Origin of the sequence: Microbacterium sp. ACRRU (assembly GCF_022346945.1) — a bacterium.
Taxonomy (GTDB): domain Bacteria; phylum Actinomycetota; class Actinomycetes; order Actinomycetales; family Microbacteriaceae; genus Microbacterium; species Microbacterium mcarthurae.
Genome location: NZ_JAKRNI010000040.1, coordinates 1 through 20,723 on the forward strand (window position 1 = coordinate 1; position 20,723 = coordinate 20,723).

Here is a 20,723-nt window from a genome sequence, read left to right on the forward strand (position 1 = left end):
ATGACCGCCGGCACTCATCGCTCGGATACCTCGCACCGGTCGACTACGCTCGGCAATGCACCCATCAACTGGAAACCGACGACTCGCACAGCGACCGGACCGAATGAAGGGGGCGGCCCACAGGTACGCAGCAGACTCGCCGACAACGTACCCGGTCCCTCGCCATGCAGGGATGTCGACGTCAATCACGAAGAAGTTGGGATCTTCCCCCTCTTGAGCTCCCCGAGCCGCGTATTCGGCCTGCAGGAGGAAGATTGGCTCGTTGCCGTCCAGCTGAGTGAGCGTCTTACATGTCCCGACGCTTGCCTGGCATGGAGGAAGGTCAGCCCCTGTCTTGATCGCCTCGAGACCGCCTGGATCGCCGGACCTCGGCCCGAAGATCGATGCTCCCAACGAGCTGGTTCCGCTTGCCGCGAGGCGCAGACTGGTACCGCCTGACTCGTCCCGACTGAATGCGACATACTCGACGCGCGCGTCGGGGCCTTCAAGCTCAACGCCTATCAGGACGATGTTCGGGGTGACTGAGGCATGCTCGAATGTTGCCCGGAGCATCCAGGCGGCAGCGATCGAGCTGACAAGGATCGTAGCGATGAGACCCACGCGCACTACTCCCTGCCACGTAGGCAGTGCGCGGCGCGACGACACTCGTCCATCATGGCCGACATCATCACGAGGCAAGGTGAGCTGCGCCGTGTTCTGCCGAATGGAGCCCTTTCGCGGACGCGTGTCTCTCATGCCCCGTCGATCTGATCGAGCAGCCGATCCAGCCCGTCGTCGAACAGATCGGCATACCGATCGAGCGTCATCGCAGCCGACGCATGCCCCAGCATCCGCTGCACCGACTTGACGTTGCCGCCGGCGTTCACCGCGATCGATGCGGCGGTGTGCCGCAGATCGTGAAGCACCATCGTCTCGACGCCAGCCGTCGCGAGCGCAGTCTTCCACCACGACTTCGAGCCCGCCGACGCACGCACGCGCCGCATGTAGTCGCCGGTCGGGCCCGGGAAGACGAGTGCGCTCGGTCGACGCCCCGACAGCTCCGGCCGCAGCGCGTCGACCACGATCGCAGGGAGCGGCACGAGCCGGGTGCCGGCATCCGTCTTGGGGGTGCTGATGTGGAGTTGGCCGTGCACCTCGACGGCCGACCGGTGCACCGTGATGCGGCGGCGCTCGAGATCGACATCAGCGACCTTCAGCGCGACCGCTTCGCCCCAGCGCAGGCCGCAGTAGCCGAGCGTGAGCACGAGGGATCGATGCGAGCCGCTCGCGTCCGCGACACGACGCAGCTCGTCCTGCGTGAGGTACCGGCGCATCCGTCGGGTGCGGCGACGCGGTAGCGAGTCCACCCCGGTGGCGGGGTTCCTCGACAGTCGCCCGTCCTTCACTGCCTGCTTCAGGATGCCGTTGAGCACGCCGTACGCGCGGTGCACGATCGACGGTGAACGATCGATCTCGCTCAGCCACGCGGCGACGTCGCCGTTGACCACGCGCCGCAGTGGAACGTTCTCCCAACGTGGAGCGACGTGAAGCCGCCAGCTCGTCTCGAGCGGCCGGTACGCCGACGGCTTCAGCGTCCGCCGCTTGATCTCGAGCCACGCCGGCGCCAACGAGCCGACCGTCACGGCTGCCTTGCGGGGGTCCGTCCAGTCGCCGGTGATCAGCTTGGACTTCTCTGTGGTGAGCCAGGCCTCCGCCTCGGCCTTGGTCAGGAAGCCGCGCTTCTCGACCACCCGATTGCTTGGCGAGACGTAGCGGGCGCGCCAGAGCGTGCCGTGCTTCACCGAGTCGTAGGAGTAGACGTTCCGGGTCGTGCGCTTAGGCATCGTCCGTTCGACGTGGCCGGCCCTGCGTGTAGTTCATGCCCTTGAGGCGACCCGCCGCGCGCGCCTTCGCGATCCAATCGGATGCCGTGCGATGTGGCACATCGAGCTCGACTTGCACCGCCTTCGTCGGGGGTAGGTCGGCAAGCGCCGCGGCGCCGTAGAGGATCTCGATCACCTCCATGCGCTCGTCCTTCATCCCGCGCTTCACGACAGCGGATGCCATCCACTGCGGGATGATGCGACCCTCGCCCGTCGTGAGGTCGGCGACCGTCGTCCACTCGCTTTCCTCGCCGGCATCCAGTCGGAGCGCGATGCAATGCGGCACGGCCGCCTGCACGATGGACTGCGCCGCCGTGTGGCGGAGCGCGCGCTGGTCGAAGTCGGGCCGCACAGCGCGGCTCACGATCGTGGTCACGATGTAGCGGCCATCGTCCGGGGAGTACTGCGCCTCGAGCGTCGTCTCGATTCCCGTCTCGTCGTTCGTCGTCGTTGCGACGAACGCGGGGGCGATGCGCAGTGCGGACCCGACCGGCTCGGTCGCAGCATCCGCCGTCATCGGTGTGCCCTCGGGAGTGGTCACGTCGATTCTCACCTCCTCATCTTGCATTACCGCGAACGCGCATCGCAGGAACCTCTTGACAGAGCATACCGCTTAGTTGTGTACTTATGTCAAACACGGTTTGGATAACGCAACGGAGGTGTACCGTGGCAACGAAGATCGACACGACTCCGGTCGAGCTGAAGCACAGATACCTGAGCCCGCAGCAGGTCGCGGACCAGCTGCCGGGCATCACGACGGGCACCCTCGCGATGTGGCGTCATGAGGGCAAGGGACCGCGCTACCGCAAGCTCGGCCGCATCGTCCTGTACGCGGCTGACGAGGTCGACGAGTGGGTCGACGCCGGGACCCGTGAGGGCACGAGCGATGACTACTGATCTCGCCATTGCCATTGAGAGCGGTTCGGTTCGGGATGCCGCATCCGAAGTACCCGTCGTGACTGTGTACACAGCGGGGAGCGCCTGTGTGCAGTGCGCGCTCACCGCGAAGGTGCTCGCCGAGCTCGGCATCCCGTTCGTCGAATGCGACATCACGCGCGACGAGAATCGCGCCGCCCGCGAGTACGTCACCGGCGACCTCGGATACACCGGCGCACCCGTCGTGGTCGTCGATGAGCACGACCACTGGTCGGGCTTCCAGCCGGGCGAGCTGAAGCGAGTCGCCGCGCACCTCGGGAGCCGGCCATGACGTCGCGAATCGAGCCGGTCGCCGGCGAAAGCCTTGCCGAGGCGGGGGAGCGGATCCGTGACGCGGCACCGATCCGTGGTGAGCGCGCGACCGACGAGGACTGCCGCATCCGTCGCGAAATGATCGAGGCCACACTTGCCGTCCGGGGTGTCGAGCCTGGCGACCGAGACTGGCACACGGCCCAGCTTGTCGACGGACACGTCGCCGGCGTCTGGGCACAGTCGGCCGACGAAGCGGAGCTCGACCTCACCGTGTGGTGGGGCGTCCGCTGCCACTGGGTCGCCGCCGACCCGGGATGCCGGCTGTTCCACGAGTACTTTCCGAAGGGCAAGCGCTCGGCTTCCGAGGCCGACCGTCGCTTCCCGCTCGCGCCGCCGCGCAGCATCCGCGATCGATTCGCTCCCGCTGACTCACTGCTCGACGGCATCTGGATGCCGCAACCAGCCGACTCCTCACTGGCGAGGTGATTATCGTGACCGACGACGACACCGAGCGCTTCGAGCGAGAGAGCGAAGACCTCCGCCTGCAGATCGCCCATGCGCGCGCCGCCCTGCACGATCGGCAGAAGCAGCGGAAGGAAGCCCGCCGCGAGTACGCGCGGGAGTACTACGCCAAGCACCGCGAGGAGTACCTCGAGTACCAGCGTCAGTATCGTGCCGAGCAGCGGGCGAAGGACCCCGACGCCTACCGAGAGGGCAAGCGCGAGCGGAACCAGCGCTGGCGTGACAAGCACAAGGACGAGGTCAACGCGCGGCTCCGCGACAAGTACCGCGAGGACCCCGAGAAGCATCGCGAGCGGCGCCGCGAGTACTACGCCGAGCATGCCGAAGAGCAGCGGGCACGGCGGCGCGAGTACTACGCGCGCAACAAGGAGAAGCAGAACGCCGCGAGCCGCGCCTGGCGCGATCGCGAGAAGCGGCGCCGTGCGGCCGGGTTGCCCGCGCGGCGGATGCACCGTGTGCCGCGAGACGAGCGGGAACAGAACCGAGCCGCGGCGGATGCCTTCTTCTCACGCGTCTGGACGAAGCCGGAGCTCTCGGTCGCCAAGAAGAGCATCGAGACGCCTCCCGAGCTGTGGGCGGAGTGGAAGCGGGATTGCCTCAAGGCCCGCGCGACGTACACGCTGGCAGAACAGAAGCAGGAGCTGGCGCGGCTGCAGAAGGAGCTTGGACGAGGGACGCCTGGTCCCAAGCCGAAGCCGCGCCTGACACCCGAAGAGCTTGAGGAGGTCCGCATGGAAGCCATCGCGAAGCAGGTCAACGATCGTCTGCGCCACCGCGAGCAGCCTCGCCGCCCGCACCATCTGGACCCCGCGGCGCCGCATCCGATGCTCCAGCAGAGCGGGACGACAGGACTGAACCGATGACCACTATCGACCGCAATCGCGCCGAGAAGGTGCTCTATCGCGTCGCCATCTGCGCGTTCACGTACTACCCGGGCAAGTCCGACAGGGAGCCCGGCTACGACGTCGAGGAAGACGTCGCGTGGTGCACCGTGCCGCTGGAGAAGCGCCTCCCCCAACCCGACTTGCAGATGTTCCGCAGCGTCATCCGAATGCTGATCACCGAGCCGCTCGCCGACCGTCGGCCGTTCATCCAGAAGCTGGCCGAGATCTCGGGGGAGTGAGGGTTCGGTCCTTCCTGGCGGCCGATCGTAGCGACCTACGGCGCGCTCCGTTCCGGCCCTGCGGCATATCCTCCCTCGCTCCGCTCAGTCCGGTAATCCTCGGGCTCGGCACTGCGCACGCCTCCGGTCGCGTTGTGAGCCACTGCCAGAAGGATCGGGGAGGAGCGGTCAGGAGCTGTGGACTCGTCCTGTCGAGTTGCACATTGACTCCGACGGACCGATCCGGAAGCAGTCGCTGGGTCAGGAGAGGATCGGTGAACCTCGGGATCCTGACGAGACGATTCCCGCTCTGTTGTAACTAGGGCAGAGGGATCAACGCGTGCTGGGTGTTGGTGTGGATTCGAAGCGCGCCGCTGAGCACGACGACCGCTCGCGGCGCCGACGGAAGCTCGTACGCGGTAGATGACCAGTCATCCTGCGAAGCAACGGTCAGTGTCCTGTCGGCGATCGTCGCGACCCAGCCCGCTCCCGCGAGCGGATCACCAATGGCTGTCATCAAGACCGAGGTTGGATCCGCGCCGGGCGCCGGAGTGGTTTCGAGCTTCACGGGCGACCGGTCTCCGGATCGCACGAGGGCGGTGTCGGCGACTTTCAGGAAGTGACCGTCCGCGAACCCGAGCACGGCACCGTCGATGCGGCCGAGGGGGTGGAACGAAGATCGGGTGTTCCATAGCCTGCCGATCTCGCCGCTCCTCTCGATCTCGGCATTGAGCCCATAGCTCGTGGACACAATCACGCGGTCGTCGACGAACTCCGCGGCCTCAATACGGTCGGGCGTGAGGAACGGATCGGTGACAACTGATCGTTAGTGCCGGGAGGCGCTGGCGGGGAGGATGTCATCATGCCCGGTCCCTATCCCAGAGAGTTCCGCGAGGACGTTGTCGCGGTCGCTCGGCGTCGTGAGAGCGGCGTCACCATCAAGCAGATCGCCACTGACTTCGGTATCAGCGAAGCGACGCTGCAGAACTGGCTCCGCCAGGCCGATGTCGAGGACGGCAACCGTCCCGGTCAGACTGCCGCCGATGCTGCCGAGGCTCGGGAGTTGAAGAAGCGGATCCGCCTCCTCGAGCAGGAGAACGAAGTGCTTCGTCGTGCGGCGGCGTATCTGTCCAGGCGAACCTGCGGCTCGGTGGCTCCCCAAAATGACGTACCCGCTCGTATCTGAGCTCGCCGACGCGGGGATTCCCGTGACGGTGTCGTCGGGTCCTCAAGCTCGCAAGACAGCCCTACTACCGGTGGCGAAACGACCCGGTCCGGGACGCCGATGTGCTCCGCGCGTATCGGATCAACGCGCTGCATGACGCGCACCATGATGACCCGACGTTCGGCTACCGATACCTCGCCGACGAAGCCCGGCGAGCGGGGTGGCGAATGAGCCGGCGGACGGCGTGGAAGCTGTGCTCGCAGGCCGGGCTTCTCTCATCCGCGCAGCGCCGGCGACGTGGGAAGGGGAAGAAGGCCGGGCCGCCCGTGTTCGACGACCACGTCCAGCGCGTGTTCCGCGCCGACGCGCCCAACCGGCTGTGGCTCACGGATATCACGGAGCACTGGACGAGCGAAGGCAAGCTCTACTGCTGCGCGATCAAAGACGTGTTCTCCAACCGGATCGTCGGGTACTCGATCTCGGACCGGATGACCGCGAAACTCGCCGTCGACGCCGTCCGAAACGCCGTGGCCCGCCGCGGTGAGGTCGCCGGATGCATCCTGCACGCCGACAGGGGCAGCCAGTTCCGCAGCCGGGCCATGGCCCGCGAACTGCGCCGGCACGACATGGTCGGATCGATGGGACGCGTCGGCGCCGCGGGGGACAACGCGGCCATGGAATCGTTCTGGTCACTACTGCAGACGAACGTGCTCAACCAGCAGCGGTGGACGAGCCGGCAGGAGCTGCGGCTGGCCATCGTGGTCTGGATCGAACGGAAGTACCACCGCCAGCGAGCCCAGGACACCCTCGGCGGCTTGACGCCCATCGAGTTCGAAGCCAAGCTAGCCGAGCCGCTCACACTCGCGGCCTAAACCGAACCTGTCACCAGTTCGTTCCTCACGCCCAACTTTCCGACAGACCCGAACACGGGCAAGCGGCAGAGCGCGCATCAGCGCACCCCGAACTATGGTGAGACACGTCGAGGTCCTCGGTTGGAGCAGCAGTTGGCGCTACTGATCTTCGGGGACCTCGACCCCTACCCGCCCGAACTCACCCGGCGAGCCTCACCCCCACCGGAAGTCCGAAGAGCCGTTTATCCCTTCCCGGAATGTCCGTCCTGCCAGACCTCCCGGACGTTCAGCGACCCGTCCCAGAGCACGGCGTCGGCGATGAACCCCGGAGTGAACGCGCCCACCGACGGCGCGCGCAGCGCCCGCGCCGGAAGGAACGTCGCCGCCGCGACGGCCTGGGGCAGGGGGATGCCCGCTGCGGTCGCGTGCCGGATACCGGCCGCGAGGGTGAGGGTGGAACCGGCGATCGTGTCGGATTCCCGGAGGCGCGCGACGCCGTCGCGCACCTCCACCTCCTGCCCGCCCAACTGATAGGCGCCGTCGCCGCAGGTGGCCGCGGCCATGGCGTCCGTGACGAGGGCGACCCGATCGGGCGCGGCCCGCAGGAGGAGCCCGAGGACGTCGTCGTGCAGATGGACTCCGTCGGGGATGGCCTCGAGCATCACTCGGGGATCCGCAAGCGCGACGCCCACGACCCCGGGTGCGCGGTGGTGCAGCGGAAGCATGGCGTTGAAGGCATGCGTGACGAGCATCGCCCCCGCGTCGATCGCCGCCCGTGCGGTCGCGGCGTCGCTGTGCGTGTGGCCGATCGCGACGACCGTGCCCTGCGCGACGATCCTGGCGATCGCCGCCTGCGCGCCCTCCAGCTCCGGGGCGATCGTCACCTGGCGGACCACCCCCGTCGCCAGGAGCGCATCGATCAGCTCCGGCGTCGGCCGGACGAGGGCCTCCGGGGCGTGCGCGCCGGCGTGCAGCGGGCTGAGGAACGGACCCTCCAGATGCGCGCCGAGGATCCCGGGGAGCCGTCGGCGGGCGAGCGCGATGGTCGCCAGCTGGTCGCGCAGGAGCGCCACCGGCGCGCTGACGAGCGAGGCCACGAGCCGTGTCGTCCCGTCCGCCCGGTGCGCCGCTGCGGCCGCCGCGACGGCATCGAGACCGTCGTCGAACGAACAGCCGGCACCACCGTGGTTGTGGATGTCCACGAGCCCCGGGGTGAGCATCGCGCCGGGGCCGGCTTCGGCGGTGCCGTCGACGACACGGGTGTCCTCATCTCGGACGTGGCGCCAGGCGTCGCCGGTGCCGACAGCGCGCACACGCCCGCCGGCGAGGTGGACCCATCCGTCCGCCAGGTCGATCGCCGGGGCGGCGGGGAGGGCGGAGACCACCCGGACCGAGTGGATGAGGGTGTTCACGGGCGCTCGCTCACGCGGACGGGGCGCGCTCCACGGCCACGCGCAGAAGACCTCCGGCCTCCTCGAGGCGTCGACCGGCCTCCGCCGGGGCGATCCCGGTCAGGACGGCGAGGATCGCCTCCTTCACGTGGCCCTCGGCGGCATCCAGCGCGGACTCGGCCTCGTCGGCCGTCACGCCGGTCACGGTCATGACGGTGCGTACGGAGCGGGCGCGGAGCTTCTCGTTCGTGGCGACGAGGTCCACCATGATGCCGCGGTAGGTCTTCCCGAGGCGCACCATGGCGAGCGTGCTCAGCATGTTGAGGATGAGCTTCTGCGCGGTGCCGGACTTCAGCCGTGTGGAGCCGGCGACGAACTCGGGGCCGACGACGACCTCGATCGGGATCTCGGCGATCCGCCCGATCGCGGAATCGGTGTTCTGCGCGACGGCGATCGTGAGCGCGCCGTGCTCCCGCGCGTGGCGGAGGCCGCCCAGGACATAGGGGGTGCGGCCGGATGCGGAGATGCCCACGACCACGTCGGCATCGGTGAGACCGAGTCCGGTGAGCTCCGCGGCCGCGGCGGTGTCGTCGTCCTCCGCGTTCTCCACGGCCGTGAGGAGCGCGGTGGGACCTCCGGCGATGAGGCCACGGACCATCTCCGGCGGGGTGCCGAACGTGGGCGGGCACTCGGAGGCGTCCAGTACCCCGATCCGGCCCGCCGTCCCGGCGCCGAGATAGACGAGCCGGCCACCCCGGCGGAACCGCTCGACGATGGCGTCGACCGCGCGGGCGATGACGGCGGCGTGCTGCGCGACGGCGACCGGGACGCTCTGGTCGCCCTGGTTCATCAGGGTGACCAGCTCCAGCGTGTCGAGCGTGTCGAGGTCGACGGAGTCGCGGGCGGCTTCGGTCGTGAGCGCGGCGAGCTCGTCGATCAACTCGTTCATCCGAGTCGTGTGGGAAGAATCAGGCACGGTGGATGAACCCCTCCAGAGGTAGGTCGCGGAGCGTCGCGATGATGCGCGCGCCATCGAGGGCGGTGCCCGCGGGGGCACGCGTGGTCAGGTCACGGGCCGCGAGGGCGGCGGTGAGGCGGTGGCGGAACCAGTCCGATCCGGTCAGGCCGCCCAGGATGCTGACGGTGCGCTGATCGGGGGGCAGCGCCGCCGCCAGGGCGGTGGCGGCGAGCTCCTCGACGGCCTCGTCGACGATCCGCTGGGCCGTCGCGTCGCCGGCCTCGGCCGCGGAGAGCACGGCGGGGGCGTGCCGCGCGAGGAACGCGGCGTCGGACGGAGCGGCGGTGAGGCGGGCGACGGCGGCGTCGCCCGTGTCGATCAGCGTGCTCAGGGTGGTGGGTTCCGCGGCGCCGGCGGCGGCCATCTCCGCGGCGCGGAACCCGGCGCGGCCGATCCACGCTCCGGAGCCGACGTCGCCGGCGAGCAGCCCGCGGCCGTCGCGCCGGGAAGTGCGGCCGTCGGGGGCGACCGCCAGCGCGACGGCGCCCGTACCCGCGACCAGACAGACCCCGGCGGCCCCGTCGAAGGCGCCTACGTGCGCCGTCACGATGTCCGACGCCACCGCGACCGGAGCGTCGAACGTGCGCGCGAGCCGGTCCGCGAGATCGGCGGCCCCCTCAGGGGCGGACAGTGCGCCTGCGGCACCGATGCCGAAGGACGTCGGCACGACGGTGGGGGAGAGCCCGGCGACCAGGCTGCTCAGGGCCGCGGCGGTGCGCTCGGGGGCGCCCGGGACGGCGAGGCCGGGCAGACCGGGTCCGTCCGCGCCGGAGATGCGTCCGTCCGGCCCCCAGACGGTGACGCGGCACCGCGTCTTGCCGAGGTCGACGCAGACGATGGCGTCCTCAGTGCTCATGGTTCTCCTTCTGCACGAACTGAAAGAAGTATACGCATCCGGTAATCTGACCGAAACATAGTTTCATCTACGGATGGGTGGAGTGGGCGACGTGCATCGGCGAGACCATACTGGGACGAGTGATCAGATGACGCCGGGAGCGCGAATGAGCATTCAGTCGACCATCGAAGCGGCCGTCGGGTCGTTGTCGCCCTCCTTGAGGCGCATCGCGGAGACGATCCGGGACCGTCCGACGATCGTCCTGGAGAGCACGATCAACGATCTGGCTGCGGAGTGCGGCACCTCGGTCGCCTCGGTCGTGCGCTTCTGCCAGGCCATCGGGATGGCCGGCTACGCCCAGCTGCGCGTGGCGCTGGCCACCGAGCTCGGCAAGGAATCCGCGCAGTTCGGCATGCCCGCCGCCTACGGCGCGGACGTCTCGCCCGGGGACTCGCTGCAGGAGATCGCGCGGAAGATCTCCTCCCTCGAGCTCATGGCGATCGACGAGACGATCGGCTCCCTCGACTTCGAGGTGCTCGAGCGGGTCGTGGGCCGGTTCGAGAACGCCAGCCGGATCCTGCTCTACGGGGTCGGGGCCAGCCAGTTCGTTGCCGAGGACCTGCAGCACAAGCTCTTCCGCATCGGGCGGGACGCATTCGTGCTCTCCGACCCGCACGAAGCCTGGGCGGCGGCGGCGCTGCCGGTGAGCGGCGTGGTGGCGATGGGGATCTCGCACCTGGGGGAGACCAAGGACACCCTGGAGTTCCTGCGGATCGCCGCGGAGAACGGCGCGTTCACGGTGGCCCTCACCGGGGTGCCCGGTTCCGCCATCGCGAACGCCGCGGACGAGGTGCTCTACACCCGGGCGCGGGAGACGACGTTCCGGGCGGGCGCCATGGTGAGCCGGATCGCGCAGCTCGCGCTGGTCGACTGCCTGTTCGCCGGGATCGCGCAGCGCCGCTACCACTACACCGTGGACGCGCTGCGCCGCACCCGTGAGGTCACCCGGGGCGCACGGGGCGTCTGAGTCCGCCCTGCGGCACCGCGCACATCGCTGTGCCGTCATGTGTAACAATGCTCCACAAGAAGACTGCATAATGAAACTCAGTGCCGTAGGCTTACGGCTCTCGAAGTCGAGGAGGAACCGGATGATGGACGCGACGGTGCAGCTGCGGACGTTCCAGCCCGGCGATGGTGCCCGCATCGCCGCAGCCTGGACGGCGGCGGCCCCGCAGGACCCGATCACCGAGACCCGGTTCCGGGACCTCATCCTGCTCGACCGCAACTTCGACCCGGCGGGACTGTTCGTCGCCGACCGTGACGGCGAGGTCGTCGGTGCCGCCTACGTCGTGCGCCGGCGCGTGGCCCACGACGGGGACGACCTCGAGCGCGGCCGCGGCTGGATCCCCTTCTTCTTCGTCACGCCCGATGCACGGGGTCGCGGACTCGGCCGGGCGCTGCTCACGAGCGGGATCGAATGGCTGCGCGCCCAGGGCGCCGCGGAGGTCGTCTTCTCCAGCTACACGCCGAACTACGTGCTGCCCGGGCTCGACGCCGACCGGTATCCGGAGGCCGCCGCGCTGCTCTCCTCGCTGGGTTTCGAGACCATCGAGCGCCCGAGCTCGATGGAGATGTCGCTGCGCGGCTACCGGCTGCCGGAGAGCGAGCGGGTGCGTGCCGCGGAGCTGCGCGCCGAGGGCTGGTACCTCGGCACCCTGCGCGACGAGGACATCGTGCCGCTGATCGAACTGGCCGGGCGTGAGTTCAACTCCGACTGGGCGCGCGCCATCCGGGAGGGGATCGTCTCCGGATTGCCGCTGGAGCGCATCATGGTCGCCCGCAACCCCGAGGGACGCGTGATCGGCTGGGCCATGCACGGCACCTACGAGAACGTGATCGACCGTTTCGGTCCGTTCGGGGTGCTCCCCGAGAGCCGCGGCACGGGCCTCGGCCGGTTGCTGCTGCACCTGACCCTGGAGCGCATGGCCGCGACCCAGGCGCACGCCGCGTGGTTCCTGTGGGCGGACGAGGGCTCGGCGGCCTCGAACCTCTATGTGAAGACCGGCTTCGAGATCACGCGCACCTTCACCATCCTGCGCGCCGACATCTCCTGAGAAGGGAACCCCATCCATGAGTAAGACCGTCATCGCCGTCGGTGGACACATCGGCGACATGGAGCTGACCGCCGGACCCACCCTGGCCAAGGTGGTGCTCGAGGGCGGGCGCGCGATCATCGTGGACTGCACCTACGGTGAGCGCGGCCACCCCACGATCGCGCCCAGCGTCTACCGCGAGCAGAAGCTCGAGGAGGCCCGCTTCTTCGCCGACACGATCGGTGCGGAACTCGTCACCCTGGACTACTCGGACGGCTTCCTGCCCGACGACGAGGCCGTCGCGGAGCAGATCGCCGAGGTCATCCGCGAGGCCAAGCCCGACATCCTCATCACGCACTGGCTGCACTCGATGCACCGCGACCACGAGCGGGCGGCGCAGGCCGCCATCCGGGCCGCGTTCCTCGCGTCCATCCCGATCGAGGAGATCGACGCCGAGCGTCACTCCGTGCCGGTCATCCTGCACGCGGAGAACTGGGAGGACATGGAGGGCTTCGAGGCCGACACGTTCTACGAGATCCCGGACGAGGCGTACGAGCGGTGGCGTGCCGGGATCGAGCGTCACGCGTTCGCGCGCGGGGAGACCTACGGTTTCCGCTTCATCGACTACTACTCCGCGCTGATGCAGGTCAAGGGATGCCTCGTCGGTCACCAGCGCGCCGCCGCCTTCAAGTCCGCCGGGCACGAGCGCTTCGCCCTCGCCGGTCCCTGATCTCCCCTCGAACACAACCGCAATCGCATCTGGAAGGTAAACCATGAAGAAGCACACGCTGCTTGCAGGCCTCGGTGTCGCGGCCTCGGTCGCGCTCGTCGCCACCGGCTGCTCGGGCTCGGGAGGATCCGATGACGGATCCACCAAAGTGACGTTCCTGACCCACTGGGGTCCGGAGCAGGTCACCATGCTCGAGGACGCCGCCGCGGCCTTCACGGAGGAGAACCCGGACATCACCGTCGAGGTTCAGGCCGTGCCGTTCGCGAACCTGCTCTCGACGCTGCGCACGCAGGGCGCGTCCGCCGACGGCCCGACGATCGCCGGCATCTACGACGCCTGGCTGCCGGAGCTCGCTCGCGACGGTCTCGCCGCCGAGGCGCCGAGCGACGTCGCCAAGGACGTCACCGACAACTGGCCGTCCGGTGTGGTCAACGCCGCGACCCAGGAGGGAGCCCTGTACGGCATCCCGAACGAGGTCGACCTGTACCAGTTGAACTACAACACCGCGCTGTTCGAAGAGGCCGGCATCGCCGCTCCGCCCGCCACCTGGGACGAGCTGTTGACCGCCGCCGACGCGATCACCGCGACCGGCGATGGACGTCAGGGGATCGGGTTCATCACGAGCTGGAACTCCGGCGCCGTGCACCCCTTCCTGTCGCTGCTCGCCTCCAACGGCGGCAGCTTCCTGAACGAGGCCGGCGACGCCGCCGACCTGGAGAGCCCAGAGGCCCTCGAGACCGCCGAGCTGTACCAGCAGCTCGTGGATGCGGGTGCGACGAACCCGGCGATGTCGGGCGCGAACGCCAACACCACCGGTCCGTACCTCGACAACTTCGTCAACGGCAAGACCGGCATGATCATCATGGCGAACTGGTGGGAGAGCTCCCTCAAGGACGCCATGGGGGATGACTTCGCGAACGTCGCCACGGCGCCGATCCCGGTCGGGCCGAGCGGCGACGTGTCCAGCTCGATCTCGTACTCGTGGGACACGATCGTCAACGGCAACGCCTCCGACGAGAAGCAGGCGGCCGCCTGGAAGTTCCTCAGCTGGCTGAACGGCCCGGACTCGGGCGAGAACGGCTCCTCGGCGATGGGTGACATGCTCATCTCGATGGGCATACTGCCCAGCCGGCTGTCCGACGTCGAGGCGCACGCCGAGGCACTCGGGTCCGACTTCCTGAGCTCCTACGTCGCCGCGATGGAGACCGCCACGCCGTTCCCGACCGTCCTGGGCGCCAGCGCCGGTGCCGACGCGCTGCAGCGTCAGATCGAGGCGCTGCTGAACGGGCAGGTGGACGCGGCGACCGCCATGAAGACGGCGACCGCGGACGTCGACGCCGCGCTCACCGCTGCACGCTGACGAAAAGGAACCCGTGAACCTCACGTCAACAGCCGGGGGAGGCCCGATCTCGGGCCTCCCCCGGCCACGTCGCCGCCGGACGGACAAGGCGCACCGCGGGATCACCGCGGCGATCTTCCTGAGTCCCACGGTGCTCATCATCGGCCTGTTTACGGTCGTCCCGATGATCATGACCATCGTCATCAGCTTCCACCGCTGGTCGATGTTCACCCCGATCACCGAGATGGACTTCGTCGGGCTCGACAACTACGCCCGCTTGCTGAGCGACAGCGCGCGCGTCCAGGCGATCGCCAACACCGGCGTGTACGTGCTGCTGAGCGTCGTGATCACCGTGCCGCTGGCGTTCCTCATCGCCATGCTGCTGTACTTCCCGCGGCTGCGCGGGCGCAACATCGTGCGCGTCATCCTCTTCGCCACGTACGTGATCCCGACGATCGCGATCGTGATCATCTGGAGCAACATCTACGCTCCCGGCTACGGCCCGCTGAGCGCCATGATCCAGGCGATCGGGATCACGCCCCCCGGCTGGCTCAGCGACCCGTCCTGGGCGCTGGTCTCCCTCGTCATCTTCAACGTCTGGCAGATGCTCGGCTACTACGTCATCCTGCTGGTCGCTGGCCTCACCCAGATCCCCGAGGAGCTGTACGAGGCCGCCAAGGTCGACGGCGCCGGGATCGTGCGCCAGACCCGGTCCATCACCATCCCGATGCTGAGCGGTTCGCTCGTGTTCGTGGTCCTGATGACCATCATCAACTCCATCCAGGTGTTCGACCCGATCTACCTGCTGACCCAGGGCGGTCCCGCCGGGTCGACCAACGTGGTCTCGTTCGAGATCCAGCGTTCGGCGTTCCAGTACGGGCAGGCCGGCGACGCCAGCGCGCTCGCCGTCTCGCTGTTCATGCTGATCGTGCTGGTCGGCGTGGTCCTGAACGCCATCTCGAAGGCGAGGAAGCGATGAGCCGCCTCCGCACCCATCCCCGCACGCTCGCCCAGCGCGCGCTGCTGTACCTGCTGCTCGCGGTGGTGGCCCTGGTGCCGCTGTTCCCGCTGTACTGGCTGGTGATCTCGGCGTTCAAAACGCCCGCCGAGTTCGTGACGATCCCGCCGACGTGGTTCCCGGCGTCGCCGACGTTCGACCAGGTGAACGCGGCACTGACCCAGGTGCCGTTCGCCCAGTCCATGATGAACAGCGTCATCATCGCAGGCGGTGCCACGATCTCGGTACTGATCACCAGCATCCTCGCGGGCTACGTGTTCGCGAAGTACCGGTTCCGCGGGAAGAACCTGATGTTCTGGGGCATCGTCGCGACGATGTTCCTGCCGCCCATCGTCACGCTCGTGCCGCTGTACTACCTCGTGAACTCGATGGGGCTGTCGGACTCGTACATCGGGGTGCTGCTGCCCTGGCTGGCGAACGCGTTCGGGATCTTCCTCATGCGGCAGTTCATCATGGACGTCCCGGACGAGCTCATCGAAGCCGCGCGCCTGGACGGGGCGAGCGAGTTCCGCATCGTCTGGCAGTTCGTGGTGCCGCTGATCAAGCCTGCCGTCGTGACGCTCGCGGTGTTCATGTTCGTGTTCTCGTGGAACAACTTCCTGTGGCCGCTCACGATCCTGCGCACCGAGGCGATGTACCCGGTGGTGCTCACGCTGAACCGGCTCATGTCGTACACGATGAGCTTCGACTACCAGAACGTCGTGATCGCCGGCGCGCTGATCGCGTCGCTGCCGACCCTCATCGTGTTCCTCATCTCCCAGCGCGTGTTCGTGCAGGGGATCGCTTCGAGCGGGGTGAAGGGCTGATGGCGGAGATCCTCATCGTCGCTGATCGGGATGCCGCGGGCGAGCTGGCAGCGCGGGTCGTGTGGGAGTACCTCGACGGCGTCCCCGAGCCGGTGCTCGGGGTGGCGACGGGGTCGACCCCGGAGCCGCTGTACCGCGAGCTGGCGCGCACGAGAGGCGGACGGGACCTGTCGCGGCTGCGTGCGTTCGCCCTCGACGAGTACGTCGGACTGCCCGCCGGCCACCCGGAGTCGTACCGTGAGGTGCTCCGCCGGGAGATCGTCGAGCCGCTCGGCCTCGATCCGCAGCACGTGCACGTGCCGCCGGCCGACGCCGCGTCGCTGCCCCACGCGGGGGAGCGGTACGAGGCGGAGATCGCCGCGGCGGGCGGGGTCGGGCTGCAGATCCTCGGCATCGGCAGCGACGGCCATGTGGGGTTCAACGAGCCCGGCTCCTCGCTCGCCTCGCGCACGCGGGTGAAGACGCTGACGGAGCAGACCCGGCGCGACAACGCCCGGTTCTTCGACTCGATCGACGACGTGCCCCGGCACTGCGTCACGCAGGGGCTCGGCACCATCCGCGATGCGCGCCACCTGCTGCTCCTCGCGTTCGGCGCGCAGAAGGCGCAGGCGGTCGCGGCGGCGCTCGAGGGCCCGCTCTCGGCGAGTATCCCCGGGTCGATCGTGCAGCTGCATCCGCACGTCACCGTCATCCTCGACGAGGATGCCGCGAGCGGGCTCGCCCACGCGGACTACTACCGCGACGTTGCGCGGTTCAAGCCGGAGTGGCAGGGCTGGTGAACGCCGGACTCCCTCCCGCGATCGCGGCCGCGGTTGCGGAGGCGTCGCGCATCAAGACCCGGCTCATCGACCGCGTCGCTTACGCGGGCGACGGCTCGCACTTCCTGCTGACGCCGCAGGCCGTGGTGGTCGCCGCGGATGCCGCCGAGGTCGGCGGACTGCTCTGCGCGGCGGCGCGGGAGGGGATGCCGGTCACGCTGCGCTCCGGCGGGACCAGCCTGTCCGGCCAGGGCAGCGGCGACGGCCTCATGATCGACGTGCGGCAGCGGTTCCGCGACGTCGAGGTGCTCTCCGGCGGGGAGCGAGTGCGCGTGCAGTCGGGCGCGACGGTGCGACAGGTGAACGCGCATCTCGCCCCGTACGGCTTCCGGCTCGGGCCGGACCCGGCCAGCGAGGCGGCGTGCACGATCGGCGGCGTCGTGGCCAACAACTCCAGCGGCATGGCGTGCGGCACGGAGCAGAACACCTACCGCACGCTGGAATCCGCCGTGCTGGTCCTGCCCTCCGGCACGATCCTCGACACGGCCGCTCCGGATGCGGAAGCCCGCCTACGTGCGCGGGAACCGGAGCTGGTCGCCGGGCTCCTGCGGCTCTGCGACCGCGTGCGACAGGATCCGCACTCGGTCGCGGTGATCCGGAAGCACTTCGCGCTGAAGAACACGATGGGCTACGGGGTCAACGCCTTCCTCGACTTCGACGCGCCCGTCGAGCTGCTCCTGCACCTCGTGATCGGATCCGAGGGGACGCTGGCGTTCGTGGCGGAGGCCACGTTCCGGACCGTCCCGATCGCGCCCGAGGTCACGACGGCGCTCGCCGTCTTCCCGTCGCTGCAGGCGGCGACCGTCGCCCTTCCCGGTCTCACCGCGACCGGCGCGGCGACGCTGGAACTCATGGACGCGACCTCGCTCCGGGTCGGACAGCGACTCCCGGGGGCGCCGGCGGAGATCCTCGGGTTCGAGGTCGAGGACCACGCCGCCCTGCTGGTTGAGTACCACGCGCGCACCGACGAGGAGTTGCGGGTCCTGTCCGCGGCGGGTTCCCGCGTGCTCGCGGAGGCTCCGCTGCGCACGCCGGCACCCCTGGCCACGGACGCCGCCGCACGGAAAGCGGCGTGGTCCTTCCGCAAGGGGCTGTACGCGTCGGTGGCGGGCGCCCGTCCGAGCGGGACGACGGCGCTGCTGGAAGACGTCGCGGTCCCCGTCCCGGCGCTCGCCGAGGCGTGCGAGGGGCTGCAGGAGCTGTTCGACCGGTACGGCTACGCGGACAGCGTGATCTTCGGCCACGCGAAGGACGGCAACATCCACTTCATGCTCACGGACCGCTTCGAGGGTGAGCCGGCCATCGGGCGCTACCTCGGCTTCACCGAGGACATGGTCGACCTCGTGCTCGCGGCCGGGGGGAACCTCAAGGCGGAGCACGGGACCGGGCGGGCGATGGCGCCGTACGTGCGTCGTCAGTACGGCGACGAGCTGTACGACGTGATGTGCGAGATCAAGCGGCTGTGCGATCCGGCGCGCGTGCTGAACCCGGGCGTCGTGATCGACGACGACCCGGATGCGCACATCCGCAGCATCAAGCTGGCCCCGCCGGTCGAGGAGGAGATCGACCGCTGCGTCGAGTGCGGCTACTGCGAGCCGGTCTGTCCGAGCCGGGACCTGACGTTGACGCCTCGGCAGCGCATCGTCGTTCGCCGTGGCATCGAGCGGGCGCGACAGGCCGGGGACTCCTCGGCGGTGGCGCAGCTGGAGCGCGACTACGACTACGCCGGCGTGCAGACCTGTGCGGTCGACGGGATGTGCCAGACGGCGTGCCCCGTGCTGATCAACACGGGGTCGCTGGTGAAGCGACTGCGCCGTGAGGATGGGAACCCGGTGCTGGCCGCGGGCTGGAAGGCGGCGGCATCCGGATGGGGCGCCGCCACCCGTGCCGGGGCGGTGGCGCTGTCGGCGGCCAAGGCGGTACCCGCGCCGCTCGTCACCGGTGTGACCGCCGCTGCCCGCGCGGTGCTGGGCGAGGACACGGTCCCGAGGTACAGCGCGGATCTCCCCGGTGGCGGGGCGGCACGCCGCGGGGCGACGGGCGTCGTCGGCGGCGGCGAAGGGGACCCGATCGCCGTGTACGTACCCGCGTGCGTGAACAGCATGTTCGGCGCGGCGGACGGCGGCGACGGCGTGGCGGTCGCCTTCCGGCGGCTGCTCGAACGTGCCGGTGTCGCGGTGGTCGTTCCGGAGGGCGTCGAGTCGATGTGCTGCGGGACGCCCTGGTCGTCGAAGGGGTATGCCGGCGGGTACGACGTCATGTCCCGCCGCGTGGTCGAGCGCGTGCGGGAGGCATCGCGCGGCGGCGAGCTGCCGGTCATCAGTGACGCGGCCACTTGCAGCGAGGGTTTCGAGCGCATGCTCCGTGCCGAGGGGATGCGGGTGGAGGACGCCGTGGCGTTCGCCCGGCGGGAGCTGCTGCCGCGGTTGTCGGTGACCGCTCCGGTCGCGTCGCTCGTGCTGCATCCGACGTGCTCGTCGCGGCAGATGGGACTCGACCCTGACCTGGTGACGATCGCGGAGGCCGCGGCGGTCACCGTCGATGTGCCCACGGACTGGAGTTGCTGCGGCTTCGCGGGGGACCGGGGGATGCTGCATCCGGAGCTGACCGCGTCGGCCACCGCGCGGGAGGCGGCGGAGGTCGCCGCGCTCGGTGCACAGGCACACGCGTCCTGCAACCGCACCTGCGAGATCGGCATGACGCGGGCGACCGGTGAGTCCTACCGGCATGTGCTGGAGCTGCTCGAAGAGGCGACGCGGGCGTAGCGCCCTCTCTTACGCTGTCGTCCGCCGTTGCGCAACGCCCCGGGATCCCGGGGCCCGGTCGCGTGTACTAGGGGCACGGATGCGGGGTCCGCATCCGACCGGACATCGAAGGGAAGGCCAGAGCAATGGCACGCATCATCGAGACCGTGGACGTGAAGGCCCCGATCGCCGCGGTGTACAACCAGTGGACGCTGTTCGAACAGTTCCCGCGCTTCATGAGCTTCGTGGAGTCGATCACGCAGACCGACGACACGCACACGCACTGGAAGGTGAAGATCGGAGGCGCCGAGCGCGAGTTCGACGCCGAGATCACGGAGCAGCACCCTGAGGAGCGGATCGCCTGGAACAGCATCGGTGGCGAGGAGAACCACGCCGGCGTGGTGACGTTCCACGAGATCAGCGACACCGAGACGCGCGTGACCGTGCAGCTCGACTGGGAGCCGACGGGGCTCCTCGAGAAGGTCGGGGCGCTCGTGGGCGTCGACGACCACGCCATCAAGAAGGACCTCGAGAACTTCAAGAAGCTCATCGAGGAGGTGCCCGCGGCGGGCACCGAGGGATGGCGCGGCGACGTCCCGCGCTGAGCCGCGCTGAGTGGCGCTGACCGGCGTTGAGTTGCGCCGAGCGGCGTTGACCCGCGCTGAGCGGAGGGGATTACGCGAGCGGAGGATGCGGACGGCCGTTCCGGTCCTCCGCTCGCGTTCGTTCCTCCGCTCGCCACGACGCCACGCACGGACCGCGCCCGCGATTATTCACGGTGTGTCCGGGCTGCCGTGCTCCGCGGCCCTCGACAGACTTGAGCGCATGGACGCCAGGATCTACCCCATTCGTCGCGAGCTCAGTCTCGTCTTCGGAATCGTCGAGGAGACCAAGCGCACTCAGGACACGGCGATGCTGGTCACGGCGATCGACGCCATGCAGGACGCGCTCTCTCGGACCCTCGACCTGGTCGAGGAGCTCGAGGACGAGGCACACTACCCGGGCCGGTACGTGCGGCGGGGGCGGATGTCGGCCGTGCAGCACGTCTGAGCCGCTCTCTGCCCGAAGACGCAGAACGGGGGCGGATGCGATCGGCATCCGCCCCCGTTCCGTCTTCCGGCTAGGGCGTGTTGATCAAGAAGGTGCGGGGTGGCCAGCCGCCGCGAGTTGCGCGGGAGAATGGGCGTGTGAAGATCCAGGTGCTGCATATCGAGGATTGCCCGAATTGGCAGGAGGCGGGC

At 69.3% G+C, this 20,723-nt stretch carries 21 protein-coding genes and 1 pseudogene; 16 read left to right on the plus strand and 6 right to left on the minus strand.

Annotated features, from left to right (window positions below; translation table 11 throughout):
- Positions 1 to 731: 731 nt before the first annotated feature.
- Positions 732 to 1,823 (minus strand): site-specific integrase, encoded by a 1,092-nt coding sequence (locus MHY30_RS13620; RefSeq protein ID WP_239277588.1) that lies wholly within the window; start codon positions 1,821 to 1,823, stop codon positions 732 to 734.
- Positions 1,816 to 2,403: a hypothetical protein gene (locus MHY30_RS13625; protein WP_239277589.1), complete on the minus strand. Its 588-nt coding sequence runs from the start codon at positions 2,401 to 2,403 to the stop codon at positions 1,816 to 1,818. The genes MHY30_RS13620 and MHY30_RS13625 overlap by 8 nt, the downstream gene beginning before the upstream one ends.
- Positions 2,404 to 2,528: 125 nt before the next feature.
- Here MHY30_RS13625 and MHY30_RS13630 point away from each other — a divergent pair, with 125 nt between their 5' ends.
- The 5 genes from MHY30_RS13630 to MHY30_RS13650 are packed head-to-tail and all read left to right on the plus strand — an operon-like array spanning position 2,529 to position 4,695.
- A complete protein-coding gene (locus MHY30_RS13630) occupies positions 2,529 to 2,759 on the plus strand; it encodes an AlpA family transcriptional regulator (protein ID WP_239277590.1) in 231 nt (76 codons plus the stop codon).
- On the plus strand, positions 2,749 to 3,069 hold the full coding sequence (locus MHY30_RS13635; RefSeq protein WP_239277591.1) for a glutaredoxin family protein: 321 nt from the start codon (positions 2,749 to 2,751) through the stop codon (positions 3,067 to 3,069). Before MHY30_RS13630 ends, MHY30_RS13635 begins: the two co-directional genes overlap by 11 nt.
- Complete coding sequence (locus MHY30_RS13640) at positions 3,066 to 3,536, plus strand: hypothetical protein (RefSeq protein ID WP_239277592.1); 471 nt, start codon at positions 3,066 to 3,068, stop codon at positions 3,534 to 3,536. The genes MHY30_RS13635 and MHY30_RS13640 overlap by 4 nt, the downstream gene beginning before the upstream one ends.
- Before the next feature lie 5 nt (positions 3,537 to 3,541).
- Positions 3,542 to 4,435: a hypothetical protein gene (locus MHY30_RS13645; protein WP_239277593.1), complete on the plus strand. Its 894-nt coding sequence runs from the start codon at positions 3,542 to 3,544 to the stop codon at positions 4,433 to 4,435.
- Entirely contained in the window at positions 4,432 to 4,695 is a 264-nt protein-coding gene (locus MHY30_RS13650; RefSeq protein WP_239277594.1) for a hypothetical protein, read from the plus strand. Before MHY30_RS13645 ends, MHY30_RS13650 begins: the two co-directional genes overlap by 4 nt.
- Before the next feature lie 298 nt (positions 4,696 to 4,993).
- Here MHY30_RS13650 and MHY30_RS13655 read toward each other — a convergent pair whose 3' ends face one another.
- The gene (locus MHY30_RS13655; RefSeq protein WP_239277595.1) at positions 4,994 to 5,425 is read right to left on the minus strand and encodes a hypothetical protein; all 432 of its coding nucleotides are present in this window, start codon (positions 5,423 to 5,425) and stop codon (positions 4,994 to 4,996) included.
- A 111-nt stretch (positions 5,426 to 5,536) separates the two neighbouring features.
- Between MHY30_RS13655 and MHY30_RS13660 the strand changes: the two are divergent.
- Positions 5,537 to 6,711: pseudogene (locus MHY30_RS13660) on the plus strand (IS3 family transposase).
- Positions 6,712 to 6,932: 221 nt separating this feature from the next.
- On the opposite strand, the gene MHY30_RS13665 reads toward MHY30_RS13660, so the two are convergent.
- Genes MHY30_RS13665 through MHY30_RS13675 form a run of 3 tightly spaced genes read right to left on the minus strand, consistent with a single transcriptional unit; the run spans position 6,933 to position 9,955 of the window.
- Entirely contained in the window at positions 6,933 to 8,102 is a 1,170-nt protein-coding gene (locus MHY30_RS13665; RefSeq protein ID WP_239277596.1) for an N-acetylglucosamine-6-phosphate deacetylase, read from the minus strand.
- 10 nt (positions 8,103 to 8,112) lie between these two features.
- Positions 8,113 to 9,030, minus strand: a complete 918-nt coding sequence (gene murQ / locus MHY30_RS13670; protein WP_239277598.1) for an N-acetylmuramic acid 6-phosphate etherase — start codon at positions 9,028 to 9,030, stop codon at positions 8,113 to 8,115.
- Between the two features lie 19 nt (positions 9,031 to 9,049).
- Entirely contained in the window at positions 9,050 to 9,955 is a 906-nt protein-coding gene (locus tag MHY30_RS13675; RefSeq protein WP_239277600.1) for an N-acetylglucosamine kinase, read from the minus strand.
- 145 nt (positions 9,956 to 10,100) lie between these two features.
- On the opposite strand from MHY30_RS13675, the gene MHY30_RS13680 reads away from it, so the two are divergent.
- The 10 genes from MHY30_RS13680 to MHY30_RS13725 all read left to right on the plus strand — a co-directional run bounded on the left by MHY30_RS13680 (position 10,101) and on the right by MHY30_RS13725 (position 20,532).
- A complete protein-coding gene (locus MHY30_RS13680; RefSeq protein WP_239277602.1) occupies positions 10,101 to 10,961 on the plus strand; it encodes a MurR/RpiR family transcriptional regulator in 861 nt (286 codons plus the stop codon).
- A gap of 121 nt (positions 10,962 to 11,082) precedes the next feature.
- A complete protein-coding gene (locus MHY30_RS13685; protein ID WP_239277606.1) occupies positions 11,083 to 12,048 on the plus strand; it encodes a GNAT family N-acetyltransferase in 966 nt (321 codons plus the stop codon).
- A gap of 16 nt (positions 12,049 to 12,064) precedes the next feature.
- On the plus strand, positions 12,065 to 12,757 hold the full coding sequence (locus MHY30_RS13690) for a PIG-L deacetylase family protein (protein WP_239277609.1): 693 nt from the start codon (positions 12,065 to 12,067) through the stop codon (positions 12,755 to 12,757).
- A 43-nt stretch (positions 12,758 to 12,800) separates the two neighbouring features.
- Positions 12,801 to 14,117, plus strand: coding sequence for an ABC transporter substrate-binding protein (locus MHY30_RS13695; protein ID WP_239277611.1), 1,317 nt, complete (start codon positions 12,801 to 12,803; stop codon positions 14,115 to 14,117).
- 13 nt (positions 14,118 to 14,130) lie between these two features.
- Complete coding sequence (locus MHY30_RS13700) at positions 14,131 to 15,075, plus strand: carbohydrate ABC transporter permease (RefSeq protein ID WP_239277613.1); 945 nt, start codon at positions 14,131 to 14,133, stop codon at positions 15,073 to 15,075.
- On the plus strand, positions 15,072 to 15,920 hold the full coding sequence (locus MHY30_RS13705; RefSeq protein ID WP_239277615.1) for a carbohydrate ABC transporter permease: 849 nt from the start codon (positions 15,072 to 15,074) through the stop codon (positions 15,918 to 15,920). The genes MHY30_RS13700 and MHY30_RS13705 overlap by 4 nt, the downstream gene beginning before the upstream one ends.
- Positions 15,920 to 16,699 carry a glucosamine-6-phosphate deaminase gene (locus MHY30_RS13710; protein ID WP_239277618.1) on the plus strand — a complete coding sequence of 260 codons (780 nt, stop codon included), beginning with the start codon at positions 15,920 to 15,922 and terminating at the stop codon, positions 16,697 to 16,699. Before MHY30_RS13705 ends, MHY30_RS13710 begins: the two co-directional genes overlap by 1 nt.
- Positions 16,696 to 19,503 (plus strand): FAD-binding and (Fe-S)-binding domain-containing protein, encoded by a 2,808-nt coding sequence (locus MHY30_RS13715; protein ID WP_239277621.1) that lies wholly within the window; start codon positions 16,696 to 16,698, stop codon positions 19,501 to 19,503. Before MHY30_RS13710 ends, MHY30_RS13715 begins: the two co-directional genes overlap by 4 nt.
- A gap of 125 nt (positions 19,504 to 19,628) precedes the next feature.
- The gene (locus tag MHY30_RS13720) at positions 19,629 to 20,087 is read left to right on the plus strand and encodes an SRPBCC family protein (protein ID WP_239277623.1); all 459 of its coding nucleotides are present in this window, start codon (positions 19,629 to 19,631) and stop codon (positions 20,085 to 20,087) included.
- Between the two features lie 220 nt (positions 20,088 to 20,307).
- Positions 20,308 to 20,532, plus strand: a complete 225-nt coding sequence (locus MHY30_RS13725) for a hypothetical protein (RefSeq protein WP_239277625.1) — start codon at positions 20,308 to 20,310, stop codon at positions 20,530 to 20,532.
- Positions 20,533 to 20,723 lie beyond the last annotated feature (191 nt).